Raw genomic sequence first — 21,254 nt, forward strand, 5'->3', positions numbered from 1 at the left:
CTTCCGACGAGGCGTCTGTCCAGACCGCGTCTCATTCCACTTCCACGCCCTGCGATACCGCGCGTGGCGGGGACGCTCTCGGGCCCCGACCCGAGCAGGTACAGAGCCTCGATCACGGGCTGGCGCATCCGGCATTGCGGGGCATCAAGATGGTGGCCTTCGATCTGGATGGCACCTTGATCGACTCGGTGCCGGATCTTGCCAACGCGATCGACAGGATGCTGGTCGATGAAGGCTTGTCGGCACTCGGGGAAGACCGCGTGCGCGACTTCGTCGGCAATGGCGCGCGGGTGCTGGTGGAGCGAGCGCTTGAGGCGCATGGTCTGGCGACGGATGATCTGACGCGGGTCGAGCGCGCGCATCAGTGCTTCCTGGCGCATTACGCCGCGGACCCCAGCTCGCGTACACGGCTATATCCTGGTGCGCGTGACTGTCTGGAGGGGTTGCATCAGGCCGGTGTGGTCGTGGTGCTGATCACCAACAAGCCGGAAACCTTCATCGAACCGCTGCTCTCGCATTTCTCGCTGGCGGAACACTTCGCGCTGGCGTTGGGCGGCGACAGTCTGCCGACGCGCAAGCCGGACCCCGCGCCGTTGCTGTTCGCGGCCGAGCGCCTGGGGGTCGCGCCGCGGGAGGCGTTGATGGTCGGGGATTCACGTCACGATATCGCGGCAGGTCGCGCCGCCGGTTTCCGGACGCTGGCGGTGCCCTACGGCTACAACCACGGTGAGCCGATCGCGCGCAGTCATCCGGATCACATCGTCGAGTCCCTGGCCGAGCTGGTCGTCGCAGGCTGAGCCTGCCAGACAGCGCTGCCGCCACCGGCACGCGATGATAGACTGACGCCAGACAAGCCGGTCGCGTACCGGCAACGCCCCCTCCGTGGAAGGAACTGCAGGTCATGATGACCCCACAACACTTCGCTGAACTGGCCGAGGCAGGCTACAACCGCATTCCCGTTACTCGTGACGTGCTGGCGGACCTCGACACACCGCTGTCCACCTATCTCAAGCTGGCTGACATGCCGTGGACCTTCCTGCTGGAGTCCGTGCAGGGCGGCGAGAAGTGGGGGCGCTATTCGATCATCGGCTTGCCGTGCCGTGAGCGCATCGAGGTGCGTGGTCAGGTCGTGGCGCATCTGGTCAATGGCGAGCAGACCGGCATGACCGAGGTGGAAGATCCGCTCGAGTGGATCGAGCAGTTCCAGACGCGCTTCCGGGTGCCGGTCATCGAGGGCGCACCGCGCTTCAATGGCGGGCTGGTCGGCTACTTCGGCTATGACACCGTGCGCTACATCGAACCGCGCCTGCGGGGCGTCGAGAAGCCGGACCCGCTGGGCGTGCCGGATATCCTGTTGATGGTGGCCGACGAGCTGGTGATCTTCGACAATCTCTCTGGCCGCCTGACGTTGCTGACCCATGCCGACCCCGAGACACCCAATGCCTTCGAGGCAGCCTGTGAGCGTCTCGAGCGCCTCGAGATCCAGCTGCGCAGCGCCACGCTGAATACCGTCAGCCCCGGCACCGGCGGTGATCCGGTCCAGGAGACCGATTTCACTTCCGGCTTCACCGAGGAAGGCTTCAAGGGCGCGGTCGAGAAGATCAAGGAATACGTGCTGGCCGGTGATGTCATGCAGTGCGTGCCGTCCCAGCGCATGTCGATTCCCTACCGTGCCGCGCCGTTGGATCTCTATCGTGCGCTGCGCAGTCTGAATCCCTCGCCGTACATGTTCTTCTTCAATCTGGATGACCATCACGTCATCGGTTCGTCGCCCGAGATTCTCTCGCGTCTCGAGGATGGCGAAGTCGCGGTGCGTCCCATTGCCGGGACGCGCGTACGCGGTGCCAACGAAGAGGAGGATCTGGCGCTCGAGAAGGATCTGCTCTCGGACCCCAAGGAAATCGCCGAGCATCTGATGCTGATCGACCTGGGCCGCAACGATGCCGGGCGCATCAGTCAGACCGGTAGCGTCAAGGTGACGGACCAGATGGTGGTGGAACGCTACTCCCACGTCATGCACATCGTCTCCAACGTCACCGGCAAGCTGAAGGAAGGGCTGGGGCCGATGGACGTGCTGCGTGCCACCTTCCCGGCGGGCACGCTGTCCGGCGCGCCGAAGATTCGCGCCATGGAGATCATCGACGAGCTGGAGCCGGTCAAGCGTGGCATCTACTCGGGTGCGGTGGGCTATCTCTCCTGGCACGGCAACATGGATACCGCGATCGCGATCCGTACCGCCGTGCTCAAGGATCAGGTGCTTCACGTCCAGGCCGGTGCCGGGGTAGTCGCGGATTCCGTCCCGCAGTCCGAGTGGGACGAGACCCTCAACAAGGGGCGCGCACTGTTCCGTGCCGTGGCGATGGCGGAGCGTGGCCTGGACAACCTGGACTGATTGCCGCGCCATGCACGCCAGGGAGTGGCCCGGCGGCCTTGCGGGGCCGCTCCCTGCAATGTCGCATGTGATTGACACTCCCAACGGCTCAACGCACTATTGACCCATGACGCTACGTAACCCGCACGACCTCAACCAGCAGTGGTGGCGCTCCTGACAACGGGGCGGCTTTCGCATGTCTGAAGTTCGAGGACGTACGACCAGAAGAATGCCGCCGACCAGGGCGGCATTTTTGTTGCTGGACGGCGGGAACGACACCAAAGGAGGGCGGGCAGGCCGGTGAATCACGGCACGGATCCGCTCCCGAGAATGGACACTGACCATGCAGGCATTCACTTCGCAGGACGCCAGCGCGCCACGCGTGCTGATGATCGACAACTTTGACAGCTTCACCTACAACATCGTCCAGTATCTGAGCGAGCTTGGGGCCGAAGTGCTGACCGTGCGCAATGACGCCATCACGCTCGAGCAGATCGAGGCGCTCGGTGCCACGCATCTGGTGCTGGGGCCGGGGCCGTGCACGCCCAATGAGGCCGGGATTACCCTGGACGTCATCCGTCACTTTGCCGGCAAGCTGCCGATCCTGGGGGTCTGTCTCGGCCATCAGGCCATCGGTCAGGTCTACGGTGGCAAGGTGGTGCGTGCCCCTCAGGTGATGCATGGCAAGACCTCCGCCGTCCATCACGACAACAGTGGCGTCTTCGCCGCGTTGGCCGAGCCGCTGGAAGTCACGCGTTATCACTCGCTGGTCGTCGAGCGCGACAGCCTGCCTGAGTGTCTTGTCGTCACCAGCTGGACGGGAGACGACGATGTCACCCCGCAGCTGATCATGGGACTGCGTCACCGCGAGCTGGATGTCGAGGGTGTGCAGTTCCACCCCGAGTCGATCCTCACATTGCAGGGTCATGAGCTTCTGGCTAACTTCCTGCGTCGCGGCGAGGTCGAGAAAGCCGCTTGAGCGGATGCAGATCGCAAGAGTCATATTTCATTTTCATGCGTCAGCCGCCGAGGCTGGCGTCTGCGGAGACACAACATGCAGATGCGTGAGGCGATTGGCGCCGTGATGCGCCGCCAGCACCTGAGCTACGACGACACTCATGCGGTCATGACGGCCATCATGACCGGCGAGGCAACCCAGGCGCAGATAGGGGCACTGTTGATGGCCCTGTCGATGAAAGGCGAGACGGTCGATGAGCTGGCCGCTGCCGCGCAGGTGATGCGTGAATTGATGACGCGAGTCACGGTGCGCGCCACCGATGCGGTGGACATCGTGGGTACCGGCGGAGATGGGGCCAATCTGTTCAATGTCTCCACTGCGGCCAGCTTCGTGGTGGCCGCCGCCGGTGGGCATGTGGCCAAGCATGGCAACCGCAGTGTCTCCTCGTCGTCCGGCAGTGCGGATCTGCTCGAATCGGCCGGCATCCATCTGGCGCTGAATGCCGAACAGGTCGCGCGCTGCATCGATGATATCGGGGTCGGCTTCATGTTCGCGCCCAATCATCATGCTGCCATGAAGCACGTGATCGGACCGCGTCGCGAGATGGGGGTGCGCACCATGTTCAACATCCTGGGTCCGCTGACCAATCCGGCTGGCGCTACCCGTCAGGTGCTCGGCGTGTATGACCCCGCGCTGGTGCCGCTGATGGCCGAGGTGCTCAAGCGTCTCGGGGCCGAGCATGTGCTGGTGGTGCACAGCGATGACGGTCTGGACGAGATCTCGCTGGCGGCGCCGACCCTGGTCAATGAGCTCAAGGATGGCGAGATCCGCGAATACCGCATCGCGCCGGAAGACTTTGGTATCGCGCGCCAGTCGCTGGATTCGCTGGCAGTCGCGACGTCTGCCGACAGCTTGAAGCTGGTGCAGCAGGCGCTGCGCGGAGACGAGGGGCCGGCCAGCGATATCGTGGCGCTCAATGCCGGTGCGGCCCTGTACGTGGCCGGTATCGCGGACAGTCTCAAGGAAGGCGTCAATATTGCCGAGGACGTGCAGGCCAGCAAGCTGCCCTTCGAGAAGATGAAGGAGCTTGCCGATTTCACCCGTGTCTACGCCCAGGTCAATGATGAAGGAGCGACCCGCTGATGAGTACCGAGCAACAGACGACTGACAAGGCGCTGCCGACCATCCTGGCCAGAATTCTGGCGCGCAAGGAAGAGGAGATCGCCGAGCGCAGTGCGGCGGTGGGCGAGGCGGATCTTCAGACGCTGATCGAGAAGCAGAGCGCGCCGCGTGGTTTCATCAAGGCGCTGACATCTCGTATCGATCGCGGTGAGCCGGCCATCATCGCCGAGGTGAAGAAGGCCTCTCCCTCCAAGGGCGTGATCCGTGAAGACTTCGCGCCGGCCGAGATCGCCGTGGCATATGAGCAGGCCGGCGCTGCCTGCCTGTCGGTGCTGACCGATGCCGACTTCTTCCAGGGGCATGAGGACTTCATGATCGAGGCGCGCGACGCCGTCTCGATCCCGGTGATCCGCAAGGACTTCATCATTCATCCCTATCAGGTGCTCGAGGCGCGTGCCATCGGTGCCGACTGCATTCTGCTGATCGTCGCGGCACTGGACGATGCACGCCTGAGTGCTCTGCATGATCAGGCGCGAGAGCTGGGCATGGATGTGCTGGTCGAGGTGCATGATGGCGAGGAGCTCAAGCGTGCGCTGGCGCTGGGGATCGAGCTGGTCGGAATCAACAACCGTGATCTGCGTAGCTTCGAGACCTCACTGGAGACGACGCTGGACCTGTTGACCGACATGCCATCGGGAGTGCGCGTCGTGACCGAATCAGGTATCCATACCCGTGAGGATGTGGCGAAGATGCGTGACCGTGGTGTCCACGGCTTCCTGGTGGGCGAGGCCTTCATGCGCTTCGAAGACCCGGGTGAAGGCTTGCGTGGGCTGTTCTTTCCACAGTAGATAGTCTGTTCTTTGTTGATATTGTTATCTTTAAGATAACAAAAGCCCGTCTCGGAATGCCGAGGCGGGCTTTTTCATGTCGTCAGGTCAAGCTTGGTGAGCTCAGTTCGACGGGCTCAGCTCGAAGGGCTCGGTCTGGCAGGCTCAGTACGACAAGTGCAGCCGCTCGGCAGTCTCAGTGTCCGCTGTCGATGGCCGCATGTGACCCGAGCAGGGCATCGGCGATTTCCTCGACCCCGGCGCCATGACCGTGGCGGGTCAGCCAGGCGGGCTCCCAGCCCAGCGCTGCACGATGCTTGAGGATATTGGCGACGCCCACGGTATGCCGGAAGGTAGCGAACATCGGCGCGTCATTGGGGGCATCGCCGACGTACATCACCTCCTGTTCCAGTTGCATGCGGTCCAGTCCGAAGGTCTCGGTCAGGACACGCACGGCCATGCGTGCCTTGTCGAAGTCACCCTGCCAGGCATTGATATGGATGGAGCTGGCACGCGCCTGAATGCCGGCGGCCGTGAAGCCGGCGATGATGGCGTGGATCTGTGCCTGCGACAGCGGGCTGACGGCCTGACAGTGGTCCACCGCGACATCCGCGTAGCGGAAGGGCTGGTCCTGGGCCAGTGCGGCCTGGGGGTGGTTGAGCAGCAGCTGGCGCGCCACCGTCATCACATGGCGTTGACGCGCGCGCAGACGTGCTTCGTCCTCCCACCAGGTCGTGAGTATCCGCTGCCCCTGGCGCTGAAAGGCGAAGGCGCCGTTCTCCCCGATCACGGCGGCCACTGGCCAGGCCCTGGCGATATGATCGCACCAGCCGGCACAGCCGCCCGTGACCGGAATGACCTTGATGCCGGCTGCTTCCAGACGCTCGAGTGCCGCCAATGTCGAGGCATCGAGTCGCCCTTCCCGGGTGAGGGTGTCATCGATGTCGGTCAGCAGGTAGCGAATGCCGGACAGGGTGGTGGCTGGGCAGTGAGCGAAGGCTTGCATGGTGATTCCGATCATCCTCGTGAGCGGTGGGCCACAGGGGCGGGAGCTGAATGATTCATTGGCGGTACATCACCTGCAGTGAGTGAGCCTCCGCCTCGGTCAACGCCATCTGGTGCTCGCTGGCGTGTGGGGGGCTGTCGGTGATCAGCAGATCGATATCGGTGAGCGGGCCTATCCGGCACATGGCGGCCCGCCCCCACTTGCTGGCATCGGTGACCAGGATGCGGCGTCTGGCATGCCTGAGCAGGGCGCGGCTGACGGCGGCCTCTTCAGGGTCGAAATCCAGCAGCCCCTCGGCATCCAGCCCGCCACATCCCAGCACGGCGATGTCCACCTGATGTCGGGTGAAGAAGGCCACGGTGGCGCTGCCGACCACATCGAGATCCCGAGAGCGAAGCTGGCCCTCGGCAAGCTGCACGCTGACATCCGGGTGGCTGGAAAGCGCTTGTGCCACCTGCAGGTTGTTGGTGATCACGCGCAGGCCGCGCCGGGCGATCAGTGCCTCGGCGACAGCCACCACGCTGGTGCCGATTCCCAGTGCCAGCGAGGCGCCATCGGGTATCTCGGCGACGACCTGGGCCGCCATGGCCTGCTTGGCCGGTCTCGCCAGCATGCTGCGCTGGGTGTGGCCCAGATTGTGTCCACCCAGCGGACGTTCGATGCCGCCATGACGTCGTCGCGCCAGTCCGAGATCACACAGCACGCCGAGATCGCGGCGTATGGTCTGCGGTGTGACCTCGAAGTCCACGGCCAGCGGCTCGACGCTCAACTGGCCGTCCCGCACCAGGCGCTCGAGAATGCGCAGCTGGCGCGGGCTCAATGTCTCCAGTGACTGGCTCATGGCGATCTCACGACAAGGTGCGTTCGGTACAGGGAGATTGCGCAAGGTCCTGCTCGGAGAAGATACCGGGGTCATCGCTGATGACGGCACTGACCCCCCAGGCCCAGCGAGGGGAGAAGGCCGCGGCATCGTTGGGCGTGTAGCAGAGCAGCTTGCGCTGGGTGGCCGTGACGCGACTTGCCGCGACACGTGTCAGTGCACGCCAGTCCGCATGTACGGTGACTGCCTGCACGTCCTCGGCCAATGCCTCCCAGTCGTCGGGAATGGCGTCGTAGAGCAGCCCGATCAGCACCTTGCCGTCACGTTCCCGGCTCATGCGCAGGGCTTGCGGGTCGAATGACGAGAGAATCAGCCGCCCGACGGGCAGCGCCTCGACCGCCAGGGGCACGACTTTCTCGACCAGTGCTCGAGTGTCGTGCCCCGGACTCAGCTTGAGCTCGAGATTGAGCCCCATGCCCAGCGAGGCGATCAATGCCAGGGCTTCCTCGAGTGTCGCCATGCGTTCCCCGGCAAAGCGGGCACTGAACCAGCTGCCTACATCCAGCGCCCGGGCCGCTGCCAGATCCAGGTTTCTCAGCCGCCCACGCCCATCGGAGCAACGATTGACGCTGGCATCGTGCCAGATGACAGGAGTGCCATCCTTGAGCAGCTGGACATCCAGCTCCACCCATTGGTGGCCGGCCTCATGGGCGGCGCGGATGGCGCTGAGCGTGTTTTCCGGCGCATAGGCGGACAACCCGCGGTGAGCGATGGCCATTGGCAATGCAAGCGATGTGCCGTGGGAGAAAGATGATGACATCGATGAACCTCGTTGGTGGATGGTGTCAGGCTCGACGCGTCAGGACGAGCACCCGGCGTGTCCTTGTTACCATCCGATGATGACGCTACGGGGGCAATCACTTTTGTGTGCATGTGCCTTTCGCGACAGGTTCCGCTCCAGGTTTCGCTGTGGCGGCTCGTGCGCAGGCCAGGTGCTCCATCACTCGTGAGTTGTCAGGCGCTTGCCATCCGCACCGAACAGATGCGCGCGTGCAGGCGGAATGGCCAGGCGCAGGCATTGCTCCTCGGCGACGGCATGCTCGCCGTCCAGTCTCACCACCAGCGGCTCCGCCTGGCCGTCCAGTCGGCAGTACGCCAGGGTGTCCGCGCCCAGTGGCTCGACCAGCTCGATGCGGGCCACAAGCTCCGCGGCACCCGGTGGCAGCGGGCTGTCCGGCTGCAGAACCTCGAGATGTTCCGGGCGGATGCCCAACGTCAGTGCGACGTCCATGGGAGTCGCCTCGAGGTCCCTGGCCGCCGGTCGCAATGCCAGGCGCGCGCCGCAGGGCAGCGAGAGGCCTGCCTCCGTGCGGGTGGCGCTCAGGAAGTTCATGGCTGGCGAGCCGATGAAGCCGGCGACGAACTGGCTGGCGGGTCGGTCATAGAGCGCCATCGGCGTGCCGAACTGTTCGACGTGGCCGCCATTCATCACCACCAGGCGGTCTGCCAGGGTCATGGCCTCGGTCTGGTCATGGGTGACATAGACGGAGGTGACCTTGAGGCGCTTCTGCAGGCGGCGGATCTCGAGGCGCATCTGCACGCGCAGCTTGGCATCGAGATTCGAGAGTGGCTCATCGAACAGGAATACCTGCGGCTTGCGCACGATGGCGCGCCCCATGGCGACACGCTGACGCTGACCGCCGGAGAGCTGCTTGGGACGACGATCGAGCAGTTCGGTCAGACCCAGCAGTTCGGCGGCCTCGCTGACGCGACGCTGGATCTCGTCCTTGGGCGTGCGACGGTTCCTGAGGCCGTAGGCCATGTTGTCGAACACGCTCATGTGCGGGTAGAGCGCATAGTTCTGGAACACCATCGCGATATCGCGCTCGGCGGGCTCCAGGTCATTGACGCGCTTGCCGTTGATCTCCAGATCGCCTTCGGAGATATCCTCGAGCCCCGCCAGGGTGCGCAGCAGGGTGGACTTGCCGCACCCGGAAGGGCCGACGATGACGATCAGCTCGCCCTCACCGAACTCCAGGTCGATGCCGTGCAGGGCCTGGTAGCCATTGGGGTACTGCTTCTTGAGCTGCTTGAGTGTCAGTGTTGCCATGAGATGAATATCCAAAGCGGTGCCGTGACAGGCGTGAGAGCGGCCCATCACGGCGGAACGGAATCAGGTGGCCGGGCGCAAGGCGTCAGGTAAAAGGGGCGCGAATCACGAGGTGCCGGGGCGAGAGGAGGTCACTTCTCGCTGTCCACCAGCCCCTTGATGAAGTAGCGCTGCATGAACAGGATCACCAGCACCGGCGGCCCCATGGCCAGCAGCGTGGTGGCGGTGACGTCCTGCCACGGCACCAGGCCGTCGCCGGTGGTCAGCATGCGCTTGAGGCTGACGACGATGGTCAGGTAGTCGGCATCCGTGGTGATCAGCAGCGGCCACAGGTACTGATTCCAGCCGTAGATGAACATGATCACGAACAGTGCCGCGATGTTGGTCTTCGACAGCGGCAGCAGGATGTCCTTGAGGAAGCGCCACGGCCCGGCGCCATCGATGCGTGCCGCCTCGACCAGTTCCGCCGGGATGGTCAGATAGAACTGGCGCAGCAGGAAGGTCGCGGTGGCGCTGGCGATCAGCGGCAGGATCAGGCCTGCATAGCTGTCCAGCATGTTGAGGTCGGCCACCACCTTGAAGGTCGGCAGAATGCGCACCTCCACCGGCAACATCAGGGTGATGAAGATCAGCCAGAAGCACAGCTTGCGGAAGCGGAACTCGAAGAACACGATCGCATAGGCCGCCAGTACCGAGATGATGATCTTACCGATGGCGATGCCCAGTGCCATCAGCATCGAATTGAACAGCAAGGTCATCACGTCGGCGCCGAGACTGCTGACGGGGTCTTCCAGCAGGTGGCGGTAGTTGTCGAATCCTGCCTCGCCTATCCAGACGGGGGCGACGTTGGAGTAGAGGTCGCCCATCTCGTGGGTGCTGGCGCTGAAGGCGATCCACACCGGCAGGAAGAACAGCGCGCAGCCGACGATCAAGAGCGCATGGCTTGCGATATCAAGCCCGGGACGGTTGTAGCGCATCAGTACTGCACCTTCTTCTCGACATACTTGAACTGGATCAGCGTCAGCACACCGACGATGACCATCAACAACACCGACTGGGCGGCACTCGACCCCAGATCCTGACCGACGAAACCGTCTTCATACACCTTGTAGACCAGGGTGCGCGTCGAGCCGCCCGGACCACCCGAGGTGGTGGCATCGATGGTGCCGAAGGTCTCGAAGAAGGCGTAGACCACGTTCATCACCAGCAGAAAGAAACTGGTCGGGGAGAGCAGCGGGAAGGTGATGGTCCAGAAACGTCGCCAGGGGCCGGCGCGATCCATGGCGGCCGCTTCCAGCAGGCTCTTGGGGATCGCCTGGAGACCTGCGAGGAAGAACACGAAGTTGTAGCTCATCTGTTTCCAGATCGAGGCCAGTACCACCAGCAGCATGGCCTGGTTGCCGTTGAGGTTGTGATTCCAGTCGATGCCGATGGCGGACAGCAGTTCCGGCAGGATGCCGAGCGTCGGGTCGAACAGGAACAGCCACAGGACGCCGGCCACGGCAGGCGCGACGGCATAGGGCCAGATGAGGAAGGTCTTGTAGGTGCTGGCGCCACGCAGCACGCGGTCTGCCAGCACGGCCAGCCCAAGGGCGAGTGCCATGGCGCCGAAGGCGACGGCAAACGAGAAGTAGACCGTCGTCCACAGGGTCTCCAGATATTCGGCTTCGCCGAGGACCGCGAGGAAGTTGGCAAGTCCGGCAAATTCACGTGAAAGCCCGAAGGCATCCTCGATATAGAAAGCCTGTTCGATGGCCTGGAGGGCCGGCCAGAAGAAAAACACGCCGACGATGATCAGCTGGGGGGCCAGCAGGATCCACGGCGTGAAGGGATGTCGATTGAAATGGGCCATGCAGCAGAGGTCTCGCAAGGAAGAGGGACTGATCACGTCAGTCGTGTGCGCATGGTCGGCGCGGATTCGGCCAACCATGCGCCATCAAGCCGGGAGAGAAGGGAAAGGGCACCGGTATCGGGTGCGCTTTCCGCTCTCTGGCATCCAGGCATGGTGGGCCGCCCAAGCGGCCCACCATGGTGTGGCGGTGTTCAGCCGTTGGCGCGCTCGAACTTCTCCAGCAGCTTGTTGCCGCGCTCGACAGCCTGATCGAGACCGTCCTGCACGCTTTCCTTGCCAGCGAAGATCTTCTCGAGCTCTTCGTTGATCACGTCACGTATCTGCACCATGTTGCCCAGACGCAGGCCCTTGGAGTTCTCGGTCGGGGTCACGGAGGTCATCTGGGTGATGGCGACGTCAGTGCCCGGATTCTCGGCGTAGAAGCCCTGCTCACGTGTCAGCTCTGCCGCGGCGGTGGTGATCGGCAGGTAGCCGGTGAACTGGTGCCAGTCGGCCTGGACTTCGGGCCTGGAGAGGTACTGGAAGAACTTGGCGACGCCCTGGTATTCCTCATCGCTGTGGCCGGACAGCACCCACAGTGACGCGCCGCCGATGATGGAGTTCTGCGGCGTCTCGATCGCGTCGCTGTCGTAGGGCAGCGGTGCCACGCCGAACTCGAAGCCCTTGGCGCTTTCCTTGACGCCGGCATAGCTGGCGGAGGAGCCCATCATCATCGCGCACTCACCGGAGTAGAACTTCGGCGCCGCGTCATCGAAGCGACCGCCGAACACGAAGCGCTTGTCGGCCTGCCAGTCGTCGAGGCGCTGGATGTGGTCGACCACGGCGGTCTTGTTGAATTCAAGGCGGGTATCGGTGCCGGCGAAGCCATTGGCCTTACTGGCGAAGGGCACGTCATTGCGTGCCGAGAAGTTCTCCAGCATCACCCAGGACGGCCAGGTGGTCGTCAGGCCACAGCTGCCCGCGCCGGAATCGACGACCTTCTTGAGGGCATCACCCAGCTCCTGCCAGGTGGCCGGCACGGATTCGACACCGGCCTTGGCCAGCATGTCCTTGTTGTAATAGGTGACCGGGGTGGAGGAGTTGAACGGCATTGACAGCATCTTGCCTTCGGTGTCGGTGTAGTAGCCGGTGACGGAAGACAGGTAGGCCTTCGGATCGAAACTCGCGCCTTCTGACGGTGCATAGTCCGCCATCAGCTGATGGACCGGCATGATGGCACCCTTGGCGCTCATCATGGTGGCGGTGCCGACCTCGAAGATCTGCACGATGTCCGGGCCCTTGCCGGCCCGGAAGGCGGCAATGGCGGACGTCATGGTCTCGGAGTAGTTGCCCTTGAAGACCGGCTTGACGACGAATTCATCCTGACTTGCATTGAAGTCGGCCGCGATCTCGTCGACCTTCTTGCCAAGTCCGCCCCCCATGGCGTGCCACCACTCGACTTCGGTGGCGGCCAAGGCACTGGCGGAAGCGGTCGCGAAACCGACTGCCAGCGCGAGGCTGGCAAGATGACGGGTGCCACGGGTGTTGAGCATTGCGTGATGGGTAGGGCGGCGCATGGTCGAGCTCCTGAGAGGGTCCCTGGTCAGCCTTGTGGGAGTCGCGCAGGCTGACTGCTGTCGATCGATGGCGAACGATCAAGCGAACATCTTTTTGTTCTTATGATGATCGTCCGAAAAGCGTAGACGACTCTAGAAGGCTTTCCTTACAACTTTATGACGGTTGGATGTTCATGTGCGGGTAACCACCGTCGGCCCTGCACGGGGCGCGGTGGATCAGGCGATCATCCGGCGAGTGTGCTAGTCTTGCGCGCTGAAAATGCCTGTGGCGGAGAATGCGATGAAAGTGGTGGAAGTGAGTGCCGGTGCCCGGCGCGATGCGTGTCTGGCGATGCTGTGTGCCGAAGTGCATGGCCGCGAGGGGGGGCTGGATGCGCTGGTGAGCTATGCCGGTGTCCGAGGTGTCTGGTTCGAGAACGAGACCGCTCGCCTGTTCGCGCTGGTGGACGATGCCGAGCGCATCCACTCCGCCGCCCTGTTGGTGCTCGACGAGAATGCGCGCGGGCTGAATCTTGCCCTGTGGGCGACGCCGCCGGTCCATCGTGGCCATGACCACGGCATCGCGCTGGTGTCACAGCTGGCGGATCATGGTCGTCTGCAGGTGCGTCTCACCGACGGCTCGCTGGTCAGCGTGCTGCGTCGCGCCGGGATCAACGACTGGCTGGAGGCCGAAGGCGATCGCCCGCGTGAGCTGGTCGGCATGAATCCGGCGGCGCGTGTCGGCACTCTCGCGGCGCTGGACGAGCCGCTGCGTCTGGATCGCGAGCGCATCAAGCGCACCTTCAAGGCGCGCCCGAAGGACTTCGAGACCTACAAGAACGCCTTCGTGCGTGATCTCGAGCACTTCGCGCGTCATATCTGAGATCGAGATGACGCGAAGCATGGCGCCTCCTGCCAATAAAAAGGCCCCGCTCACTGAGCGGGGCCTTTGTGGTTCTGCGATCAGCAATCAGGTCTTGCATCGATCACGCGGGCGTCGGCCGGTGATCAGGCGGCGTCCTGCTGTGGGTTGGAGGCTGTGCCGTCGCTTGCCATCGGCTTGCGCACGAAGGCATCGAAATCGAAGTGGTCGACGGTCAGCATGTCGAGTACCTCGGTTTCGAAGACGCGCATGAAGTCGCCATCCTCAGCGGACAGGATACCGGCCTCGACCGCCGCTTCGATGCGCGCTTCCGGTGACAGGGCGTCGGCCGGGATCTCGCCCTTGTGATAGGCCTTGGCCAGCGTCTTGTAGATCGGCTCCGCACGCGGGTAATCCTTGAGCAGCGCGTTGTAGCGGGCGAGGGCATTGTCCTTCTGGCCTTCGTCCTGAGCGTCCCAGGTGTTGTCGGTCAGCTTGGTACGCAGTGCACTGTCGGTGGAGACGGCACGTGCGATCTCGCGGGTCAGGCTGTCCCTGGGCATGGCGAACTGACGACCACGCGGCAGCGTGACGACGCGCAATGTCGTGGCCAGGGCACGGTTGGGCAGGTTGGCGAGCAGTTCGTCGAGTGCCTTCTCGGTGCGATGCAGCAACCATTGCATGCTGTAGTGGAACAGCGCTTCCTCGTGCTCACAGGCGTCCGATTCGTGCCACTGCTTGAGCGTCAGGGACGCCAGGTAGAGGTTGGAGAGCACGTCACCCAGACGAGCCGACAGCATCTCGCGTGCCTTGAGGCTGGAGCCGAGGCTGGCCATGGCCGCATCGGCGGACAGCGAGAAGGCGGCGCTGAAGCGATTGATGTGGTTGGCATAGGGCGTGGCAACGGCGTCGAAGCCGGTGGTCTTGCCGCCGATGCCGAAGCTCTGGCTGAAGGCGCGGGCCGCGTTGCCGAAGATGAGGCCTGCATGGCGGAAGAAGGCCTTGTCGAAGGCGTTCAGGTCATCGGCATCCTTGGCGGCCAGCTCTTCCAGCACGTACGGATGGCAGCGGATGGCCCCCTGACCGAAGATCATCAGGTTGCGGGTCATGATGTTGGCGCCTTCCACCGTGATCGAGACCGGGGTGCCGGCATATGCCACGCCGATGTAGTTGCGCGGGCCGAGCGTCACGCCGCGTCCGCCGTGGATATCCATGCCATCGGTCAGCAGCGTGCGGGCCATCTCGGTCAGCTGACTCTTGAGGATGGCGGAGGGCACGGCCGGCTTGTGGCCGTTGTCGATCATGTTGGCGGTATGCAGTACGGCGGCCTGGCTGATGTAGTTCATCGCGGCCATGCGAGCCAGCGGCTCCTGCACGCCTTCCATCTCGGCCACCGGCAGGTTGAACTGGCGGCGAATGCGCGCGAAACCGGCGCTCCAGCCCAGTGCGTAGCGAGAGATGCCCGCGGAGCCGGACGGCAGGGTGATGCAGCGGCCCACCGACAGACACTCGACCAGCATCTTCCAGCCCTGGCCGGCCATCTGCTCGCCACCGATCAGGTAGCTGAGCGGGATGAAGACGTCCTTGCCGAAGATCGGACCATTCATGAACGGCGCGCCGATCGGGTGATGGCGACGGCCGATGTCCATGCCGTCGGTATCACGCGGAATCAGGGCGCAGGTGATGCCGATGTCTTCCACGTCCCCCAGCAGGTGCTCGGGGTCGAACATGCGGAAGGCCAGGCCGACCACGGTGGCGACCGGCGCCAGGGTGATCCAGCGCTTCTCGAAGTTGAGGCGGATACCGACGACTTCCTCGCCGTCATGCATGCCGCGACACACGATACCGGTGTCCGGAATGGAGGTCGCGTCACTGCCGGCACGCGGGCCGGTCAGGCCGAAGCAGGGGATCTCGCGGCCATCCGCCAGGCGCGGCAGGTAATAATCCTTCTGTTCCTCGCTGCCGTACTTGAGCAGCAGCTCACCCGGGCCGAGGGAGTTGGGCACGCCGACGGTGACCATCAGCGTCTCGTTGACCGCCAGCTTCTGCAGTACCAGTGACTGCGCCTTGGCCGAGAAGCCGAGGCCGCCGTACTGCTTGGGAATGATCATGCCGAAGAACTTCTCGCGCTTGAGAAATTCCCACAGTTCCTCGGGAAGATCCGCACGCTCGCGGGCGATTTCCCAGCTGTTGGTCATGCCACAGGCGATGGAGCACTGCGTATCGATGAAGGCCTGCTCCTCGCTGGAGATGCCCTCATTGCGCTGTGCGGTCAGGGTGTCCCATTGCGGCTTGCCGGAGAACAATTCGGCGTCCCAGAACACGGTACCGGCTTCCAGGGCTACCTTCTCGGTCGCCGAGACCTTGGGCGACACCTTCTTGAACATCGCGAACAGCCGCGGGCTGAGCCACTTGGTGCGCAGCGCCGGCAGGCCGCAGACGGCGACCAGTGCCGCGCTGATCAACAGCAGAACACCAAGCACCGGGGCGTCGATGCCCAGGCCGATGAGGCCGGTGACCACCAGCACGCCGATGGCGGCCAGTGCACCGGATTCACGTGCCATGACGGTCAGTAGACCGGCAAGGGCGACGAGGATGAGGATGAGCTGCGTCATGGCAGGATCTCCAGGTTGCGTTGCAGGAGCTCTAGCGAATGGCCTTCCTCTTCAGCATAGCAGCCATGCGTTTAGAACAGTTGTTTGAATTATTGTCAGCCTATCCCAACTCGACTCACTCCGCCAGTCCACCCAAGGTCGAAGGTATGAAAGGTGAAGCGATGGAAGGGGCGTCGCGGGGAAAGCAATGGTGGCTGTGCAAGGCGTATGGGCAGCGAAAGGGGCCTTGGATACAGGGAGAGGCACTGGCCCCGGTCGGGACGTCATCGGAGCTGCTGATGCCATGAGACGGGATGAGGCGGTGCGGGCGGGATGAAGCGATGCGGGCGGGATGATGCGATGCGGGCGGGGAGAAACGGGGAGGTGGGCTGCCACGACGGAAGTGATGGTCTGGAATCGAGACATGCCAGACATAAAAAAGGCCCCGCAGTGCGGGGCCTCGAACGATCGATGGTGCTTCCATGCCTGCCGTCAGCATAACGGAGGCTTACGTTGATCGCGCGGGATCAGCCGTTGATCGGCGCGGAATCGATCTGGCGCTTGGCGGGCTGCTTGGCCGGTGTGCCCGGCTCGACCACGAAGTAGTCGGCGTCGGACGGTGGCAGCGGAGCACGGCCCCGAATCTTGTCGGCCATCTTCTCCGCCAGCATGATCGTCGGTGCGTTCAGGTTGCCGGTGGGGATGACCGGGAACAGCGAGGCGTCCACGACGCGCAGGTTGTCGAGACCATGCACGCGACCGGCGCCATCGACCACGGAGGTCTCGTCACTGCCCATGCGACAGCTGCCGCACGGGTGGTAGGCCGTCTCGGCATGATTGCGTACGTATTCGTCGAGCTGCTCGTCCGTCTGGACATCAGCGCCCGGCGCCAGTTCGCGGCCACGGTAATCGTCCAGTGCCGGCTGAGCGATGATCTCGCGAGTCAGGCGAATGGCGGCGCGGAACTCTTCCCAGTCACGCTCCTCGGCCATGTAGTTGAAGAAGATCGAGGGCGCGGCCTTGGGGTCCAGTGAGGTCAGTCGGACACGGCCCTTGCTCTGGGAGCGCATGGAACCGACATGTGCCTGGAAGCCGTGGCCCTGCACCGCACTCTTGCCGTTGTAGCTGATCGCGATCGGCAGGAAGTGATACTGCAGGTTCGGCCAGGCCTCGTTGGCATCGCTGCGAATGAAGCCGGCAGCCTCGAACTGGTTGCTGGCACCCACACCGGTCCCCTTGAGCATCCACTCCAGGCCGATGGGCGGCTGGTTGTACCACTTGAGGGACGGGTAGAGCGAGATCGGCTTGGTGCACTCGTACTGGATGTAGAGCTCGAGGTGATCCTGCAGGTTCTCCCCCACACCCGGCAGGTGGTGCACCATCTTCACGCCCAGCGGCTCGAGGTGCTCACGGTTGCCTACGCCGGAGCGCTGAAGGATCTGCGGCGAGGCGATGGCGCCGGCACACAGCAGCACTTCCTTGCGTGCACGTACGCGGTGGTCCTGCCCCTTGCGCTCATATTTCACGCCGACCGCTGTCTTGCCCTCGAACAGGATGACATCGGTGGTGGCACGCGTCTCGATGGTCACGTTGGCGCGCTTCTTGGCGGTATCCAGATAGCCGCGGGCGGTGGAGGCGCGACGGCCTTCCTTGGTCACGAAGCGATCCATCGGGCCGAAGCCTTCCTGCTGATAGCCGTTGACGTCTTCGGTGGCCGGATAGCCCGCCTCGATGCCTGCCGCGATGAAGGCGTGATAGAGCTCGTTGTTGCCTTCCTTGGGAGTCGTGACCGAGACCGGCCCATCGCCGCCGTGGTAGTCGTTCGGGCCGATATCGCGCGTCTCGCACTTGCGGAAGTAGGGCAGGCACTCACGATAGTTCCAGTCAGCCAGGATGGGATCCTTGGCCCAGTTGTCGTAATCCAGCGCATTGCCACGGATGTAGCACATGCCATTGATCAACGAGGAGCCTCCCAGCCCCTTGCCGCGGCCACATTCCATGCGGCGATTGTTCATGTGCGGCTCGGGGTCGGTCTTGAAGTCCCAGTTGTAGCGCTGGCCCTGCAGGGGATACGCCAGTGCGGCAGGCATCTGGGTACGGAAATCGAAGCGGTGGTCACGGCCGCCCGCTTCCAGCAGCAGGACACTGACGTCAGCGTCTTCACTGAGGCGAGTGGCCAGCACGTTGCCGGCGCTGCCGGCACCGATGATGACGTAGTCGTATTCACGCTCGAATTGGCTCATGAAATCTCCTTTCGTATCAGATGCCACATGCGGGCGCAGGACGCCCCGTCGACGACGAGGGGTGGCCACTGCCGGGCGGATGGATACGGTGATGTGTCTGTGAGGAGCCGTCGGGGCAGCGCATGGCAAGTGGTATGCCATCACTGTCAGCGACTCGTCGGGATTCGTGCACTGCCAGCGCCGAAGTCATGAGTGGCGTGGCGTGCTGGCCGGCACGACGAGGGGTCGTCATGCCGGCGGGTGGGGCATCTGGCGCTATCTTCAGTGCATCAACTCACTGCAGCGGATCAGTGGATCAAGTGTCCTGATCCCGCATCCTGCGCCAGACGATGCTGCTGTCGTCGATTCAGGCCTCATGGCCTCTGGTGGCTCAGAAGGCGGACTCGAACGGCCCCATCTCGATCAGCACGGACTTGGTCTGAGTGTAGTGGGACAGCGTCTCGACACCATTCTCGCGACCGATGCCTGACTGCTTGTAGCCGCCGACCGGCATCTCGGACGGGGACTCGCCCCAGGTGTTGACCCAGCAGATACCGGCTTCGAGCTGGTGGATCACGCGGTGCGCGCGGTTCAGGCTCTCGGTGAACAGGCCAGCCGCCAGGCCATAGGTGGTGTCGTTGGCGCGGCGGATGACTTCCTCTTCGCTGTCGAAGGACAGGATGGACATCACCGGACCGAAGATCTCTTCCTGCACGATGCGCATGTCATCGCTGCAGTCGGTGTAGACGGTCGGCGCGACCCAGGCGCCCTTGGCGAAGTCGCCTTCGCTCATGCGCTCGCCGCCAACCAGCAGACGTGCGCCGTCCTGCTTGGCGATCTCCAGGTAGGAGACGACCTTTTCCAGGTGCTCGAAGCTGACCAGCGGACCGAAGGTGGTGGCGTGATCCTGCGGGTCACCGGCCTTGATACGTGCGACGCGCTCGACGATCTTGGCCTCGAAGGCGTCCTTGACGCTGGCTTCGACGAAGACGCGGGTGCCGTTGGTGCACACCTGACCGGAGCTGTAGAAGTTGGCCATCATGGCGCCGTCGGCAGCACGGTCGAGGTCGGAATCCGCAAACACCAGCAGCGGGGACTTGCCGCCCAGCTCCATGGTGACTTCCTTGAGGCTGGAAGAGGCGGACGCGGACATGACCTTCTTGCCGGTGCCGGCTTCGCCGGTGAAGGAGATCTTGGCGATATCCGGGTGCTCTGTGAGCATCACGCCGACGCGGGCATCGCCCTGCACGACGTTGAACACGCCGTCCGGCAGGCCGGCTTCGGTGAAGATCTCGGCAAGCTTCAGTGCGCTCAGCGGCGTGACTTCGCTGGGCTTGAAGACCATGGCGTTGCCGGCGGCGAGTGCCGGGGCAGACTTCCAGCAGGCGATCTGGATCGGGTAGTTCCAGGCACCGATGGCACCGATGACACCCAGCGGTTCCTTGCGGGTGTAGACGAAGGCTTCCTGGCGCAGCGGCACCTGGGTGCCTTCGATGGCCGGCGCGAGGCCTGCATAGTATTCCAGTGCATCGGCACCGGTGACGATGTCGACCACTTCGGTCTCGGACAGCGGCTTGCCGGTGTCCAATGTCTCGAGCAGTGCCAGCTCGTCATTGCGCTCGCGCAGAAGGTCGACGGCGCGACGCAGGATGCGCGAACGCTCCATGCCGCTCATCGCGGCCCACACCTTCTGGCCCTGCAGGGCGCTTTCGACGGCGGCATCCACGTCCGCGCCGCTGGCCTGCTGTACCTGGGCGATGACGTCGCCGGTGGCCGGGTTGACGGTCTCGAAGGTTTCGCCAGAGGTCGCGTCAACGCGACGACCATTGATGTACAGGGTCTGGGTCGGGAAGCTTGCGTTGCTGTTGGCCATGCTTGCGCTCCTGTCAGGGATCAGAAAAGGGGGAGAGTCGTAGAGTACCGGTGGGTTCAAGCGTCCGAGCGGGAGAGGCTGTTGCGCTCAGGCATGCTCGGCAGGCACCGGGTGCGTCATGTCAGACGCTTGTGCATCTGCTGCTGGCGTGGAGACGTCAGCGGCGTGTTGCGCCAGCTGGTATTCCACATATTCATAGGCCAGACGCCGGGCTCGCTCGACGTCCAGTCCCTCGGGGTCCAGCGCGCCACGCAACCACAGGCCGTCGATCAAGGCGGCGAGCCCTGCCGCCGCATCGCGTGCCTCCACCAGCGGCATCACGCGACGGAAGATGGCCGACAGATTGGAGACCAGACGACGGTCATTGACCTTCTGCAGGCGCTCCAGCGGTGTGCGATGCATGCTGGAGGCCCAGAAGGCCAGCCAGGTCTTGGAGACGCTCTGACTGACCTGGCTGCGATCGAAGTTGCCATCGATCACGGCATGCAGGTGACTACGGACGTCGTTCGAGGCGATCTCGGCGCGTCGCTCACTGACGGCTCTGCGCAGGTCGGTGAGGATCTGGCGCATCGTGGCCTCCATCAGGCCATCCTTGCCGCCGAAGTAGTGACTGATGATGCCGGCGGAGACGCCCGCATGCCGTGCGATCCGTGCAACGGTGGCGTCGGCCAGTCCTGCCTCATCGATGGCTTGCATGGTGGCCAGAATCAATTGGCGGCGACGAATGGGCTCCATTCCCACTTTCGGCATCAGCTTGCTCTCCCGTCAGGTGGCGTATCGGTGAAACTCGCGTAATCTTGGTACTGGTAGACGCCAAGGATACGCGGTTGTCACCGCATTGCTGAATCCGGCGTTCAATCGGGATTCGGCTCGATCTTGTCGTGACTCGAGTTTTATTGAACGTTCAATTAATAAAAAGTGTAGAGACAGAAAGGTGATGCGTCAAGTTGCATAATTCGTGGTTATTGAAAGCCAGGCTTGGTAGAACTATAGAGAACGCCAGAGGGCACAAGGCGTCCTAGCAAGGGCTGTGAAGGTGCTCACGAGGTGCCTCGTACGTCTGGCCCGGCAGCTCGTCAGAGACAGGCAGCTTCTCAACGAC

General features: G+C 63.7%; 18 protein-coding genes. 7 read left to right on the plus strand and 11 right to left on the minus strand.

Annotated elements, in window-relative coordinates; genetic code table 11:
• The first annotated feature begins 149 nt into the window (after positions 1-149).
• The 5 genes from AC26AR_RS03085 (at position 150) to trpC (ending at position 5,299) form a co-directional block, all read left to right on the plus strand.
• Positions 150-797 carry a phosphoglycolate phosphatase gene (locus AC26AR_RS03085; protein ID WP_077373077.1) on the plus strand — a complete coding sequence of 216 codons (648 nt, stop codon included), beginning with the start codon at positions 150-152 and terminating at the stop codon, positions 795-797.
• A gap of 107 nt (positions 798-904) precedes the next feature.
• Positions 905-2,392 (plus strand): anthranilate synthase component I, encoded by a 1,488-nt coding sequence (trpE, locus tag AC26AR_RS03090; protein ID WP_488107878.1) that lies wholly within the window; start codon positions 905-907, stop codon positions 2,390-2,392.
• Positions 2,393-2,714: 322 nt separating this feature from the next.
• Positions 2,715-3,350 carry an anthranilate synthase component II gene (locus AC26AR_RS03095; RefSeq protein WP_077371419.1) on the plus strand — a complete coding sequence of 212 codons (636 nt, stop codon included), beginning with the start codon at positions 2,715-2,717 and terminating at the stop codon, positions 3,348-3,350.
• Positions 3,351-3,425: 75 nt separating this feature from the next.
• Complete coding sequence (trpD, locus tag AC26AR_RS03100) at positions 3,426-4,472, plus strand: anthranilate phosphoribosyltransferase (RefSeq protein WP_084209260.1); 1,047 nt, start codon at positions 3,426-3,428, stop codon at positions 4,470-4,472.
• A complete protein-coding gene (trpC, locus tag AC26AR_RS03105; RefSeq protein ID WP_191236610.1) occupies positions 4,472-5,299 on the plus strand; it encodes an indole-3-glycerol phosphate synthase TrpC in 828 nt (275 codons plus the stop codon). The genes trpD and trpC overlap by 1 nt, the downstream gene beginning before the upstream one ends.
• A 175-nt stretch (positions 5,300-5,474) precedes the next feature.
• On the opposite strand, the gene AC26AR_RS03110 is transcribed toward trpC, so the two are convergent.
• The 7 genes from AC26AR_RS03110 to ugpB form a co-directional block, all read right to left on the minus strand.
• Positions 5,475-6,284: an HAD-IIB family hydrolase gene (locus AC26AR_RS03110; protein ID WP_084209799.1), complete on the minus strand. Its 810-nt coding sequence runs from the start codon at positions 6,282-6,284 to the stop codon at positions 5,475-5,477.
• 55 nt (positions 6,285-6,339) lie between these two features.
• Positions 6,340-7,125, minus strand: a complete 786-nt coding sequence (locus tag AC26AR_RS03115; protein ID WP_488107530.1) for a DeoR/GlpR family DNA-binding transcription regulator — start codon at positions 7,123-7,125, stop codon at positions 6,340-6,342.
• Positions 7,126-7,132: 7 nt separating this feature from the next.
• The gene (locus tag AC26AR_RS03120; RefSeq protein WP_488107531.1) at positions 7,133-7,924 is read right to left on the minus strand and encodes a glycerophosphoryl diester phosphodiesterase; all 792 of its coding nucleotides are present in this window, start codon (positions 7,922-7,924) and stop codon (positions 7,133-7,135) included.
• A gap of 180 nt (positions 7,925-8,104) precedes the next feature.
• On the minus strand, positions 8,105-9,214 hold the full coding sequence (locus tag AC26AR_RS03125) for a sn-glycerol-3-phosphate import ATP-binding protein UgpC (protein WP_488107532.1): 1,110 nt from the start codon (positions 9,212-9,214) through the stop codon (positions 8,105-8,107).
• A gap of 131 nt (positions 9,215-9,345) precedes the next feature.
• Positions 9,346-10,191 carry a sn-glycerol-3-phosphate ABC transporter permease UgpE gene (gene ugpE, locus AC26AR_RS03130; RefSeq protein ID WP_084209256.1) on the minus strand — a complete coding sequence of 282 codons (846 nt, stop codon included), beginning with the start codon at positions 10,189-10,191 and terminating at the stop codon, positions 9,346-9,348.
• Positions 10,191-11,066, minus strand: coding sequence for a sn-glycerol-3-phosphate ABC transporter permease UgpA (ugpA, locus tag AC26AR_RS03135; RefSeq protein ID WP_077371440.1), 876 nt, complete (start codon positions 11,064-11,066; stop codon positions 10,191-10,193). The genes ugpE and ugpA overlap by 1 nt, the downstream gene beginning before the upstream one ends.
• Before the next feature lie 191 nt (positions 11,067-11,257).
• A complete protein-coding gene (gene ugpB / locus AC26AR_RS03140) occupies positions 11,258-12,622 on the minus strand; it encodes a sn-glycerol-3-phosphate ABC transporter substrate-binding protein UgpB (protein ID WP_488107533.1) in 1,365 nt (454 codons plus the stop codon).
• A 280-nt stretch (positions 12,623-12,902) separates the two neighbouring features.
• Here ugpB and AC26AR_RS03145 point away from each other — a divergent pair, with 280 nt between their 5' ends.
• A complete protein-coding gene (locus AC26AR_RS03145; RefSeq protein WP_488107534.1) occupies positions 12,903-13,484 on the plus strand; it encodes a hypothetical protein in 582 nt (193 codons plus the stop codon).
• Positions 13,485-13,609: 125 nt separating this feature from the next.
• Here AC26AR_RS03145 and AC26AR_RS03150 read toward each other — a convergent pair whose 3' ends face one another.
• Entirely contained in the window at positions 13,610-16,078 is a 2,469-nt protein-coding gene (locus tag AC26AR_RS03150; protein ID WP_488107535.1) for an acyl-CoA dehydrogenase, read from the minus strand.
• Between the two features lie 38 nt (positions 16,079-16,116).
• On the opposite strand from AC26AR_RS03150, the gene AC26AR_RS03155 reads away from it, so the two are divergent.
• On the plus strand, positions 16,117-16,365 hold the full coding sequence (locus tag AC26AR_RS03155; RefSeq protein WP_488107536.1) for a hypothetical protein: 249 nt from the start codon (positions 16,117-16,119) through the stop codon (positions 16,363-16,365).
• Positions 16,366-16,584: 219 nt separating this feature from the next.
• On the opposite strand, the gene betA is transcribed toward AC26AR_RS03155, so the two are convergent.
• From betA to betI, 3 genes are all read right to left on the minus strand, one after another.
• Positions 16,585-18,300 (minus strand): choline dehydrogenase, encoded by a 1,716-nt coding sequence (gene betA / locus AC26AR_RS03160; RefSeq protein ID WP_136938359.1) that lies wholly within the window; start codon positions 18,298-18,300, stop codon positions 16,585-16,587.
• Positions 18,301-18,670: 370 nt separating this feature from the next.
• A complete protein-coding gene (betB, locus tag AC26AR_RS03165) occupies positions 18,671-20,152 on the minus strand; it encodes a betaine-aldehyde dehydrogenase (protein WP_084209252.1) in 1,482 nt (493 codons plus the stop codon).
• An 87-nt stretch (positions 20,153-20,239) separates the two neighbouring features.
• The gene (gene betI, locus AC26AR_RS03170; protein WP_077371460.1) at positions 20,240-20,902 is read right to left on the minus strand and encodes a transcriptional regulator BetI; all 663 of its coding nucleotides are present in this window, start codon (positions 20,900-20,902) and stop codon (positions 20,240-20,242) included.
• Between the last annotated feature and the right edge of the window lie 352 nt (positions 20,903-21,254).

Source organism: Cobetia sp. PS-4MA, assembly GCF_057670765.1.

Excerpts from the sequence above, each read along its gene's own strand:
- AC26AR_RS03085 (WP_077373077.1), top strand. The coding sequence starts at position 150 with ATGGTGGCCTTCGATCTGGATGGCACCTTGATCGACTCGGTGCCGGAT.
- trpE (WP_488107878.1), top strand. The coding sequence starts at position 905 with ATGACCCCACAACACTTCGCTGAACTGGCCGAGGCAGGCTACAACCGC.
- AC26AR_RS03095 (WP_077371419.1), top strand. The coding sequence starts at position 2,715 with ATGCAGGCATTCACTTCGCAGGACGCCAGCGCGCCACGCGTGCTGATG.
- trpD (WP_084209260.1), top strand. The coding sequence starts at position 3,426 with ATGCAGATGCGTGAGGCGATTGGCGCCGTGATGCGCCGCCAGCACCTG.
- trpC (WP_191236610.1), top strand. The coding sequence starts at position 4,472 with ATGAGTACCGAGCAACAGACGACTGACAAGGCGCTGCCGACCATCCTG.
- AC26AR_RS03110 (WP_084209799.1), bottom strand. The coding sequence starts at position 6,284 with ATGCAAGCCTTCGCTCACTGCCCAGCCACCACCCTGTCCGGCATTCGC.
- AC26AR_RS03115 (WP_488107530.1), bottom strand. The coding sequence starts at position 7,125 with ATGAGCCAGTCACTGGAGACATTGAGCCCGCGCCAGCTGCGCATTCTC.
- AC26AR_RS03120 (WP_488107531.1), bottom strand. The coding sequence starts at position 7,924 with ATGTCATCATCTTTCTCCCACGGCACATCGCTTGCATTGCCAATGGCC.
- AC26AR_RS03125 (WP_488107532.1), bottom strand. The coding sequence starts at position 9,214 with ATGGCAACACTGACACTCAAGCAGCTCAAGAAGCAGTACCCCAATGGC.
- ugpE (WP_084209256.1), bottom strand. The coding sequence starts at position 10,191 with ATGCGCTACAACCGTCCCGGGCTTGATATCGCAAGCCATGCGCTCTTG.
- ugpA (WP_077371440.1), bottom strand. The coding sequence starts at position 11,066 with ATGGCCCATTTCAATCGACATCCCTTCACGCCGTGGATCCTGCTGGCC.
- ugpB (WP_488107533.1), bottom strand. The coding sequence starts at position 12,622 with ATGCGCCGCCCTACCCATCACGCAATGCTCAACACCCGTGGCACCCGT.
- AC26AR_RS03145 (WP_488107534.1), top strand. The coding sequence starts at position 12,903 with ATGAAAGTGGTGGAAGTGAGTGCCGGTGCCCGGCGCGATGCGTGTCTG.
- AC26AR_RS03150 (WP_488107535.1), bottom strand. The coding sequence starts at position 16,078 with ATGACGCAGCTCATCCTCATCCTCGTCGCCCTTGCCGGTCTACTGACC.
- AC26AR_RS03155 (WP_488107536.1), top strand. The coding sequence starts at position 16,117 with ATGGCCTTCCTCTTCAGCATAGCAGCCATGCGTTTAGAACAGTTGTTT.
- betA (WP_136938359.1), bottom strand. The coding sequence starts at position 18,300 with ATGAGCCAATTCGAGCGTGAATACGACTACGTCATCATCGGTGCCGGC.
- betB (WP_084209252.1), bottom strand. The coding sequence starts at position 20,152 with ATGGCCAACAGCAACGCAAGCTTCCCGACCCAGACCCTGTACATCAAT.
- betI (WP_077371460.1), bottom strand. The coding sequence starts at position 20,902 with ATGCCGAAAGTGGGAATGGAGCCCATTCGTCGCCGCCAATTGATTCTG.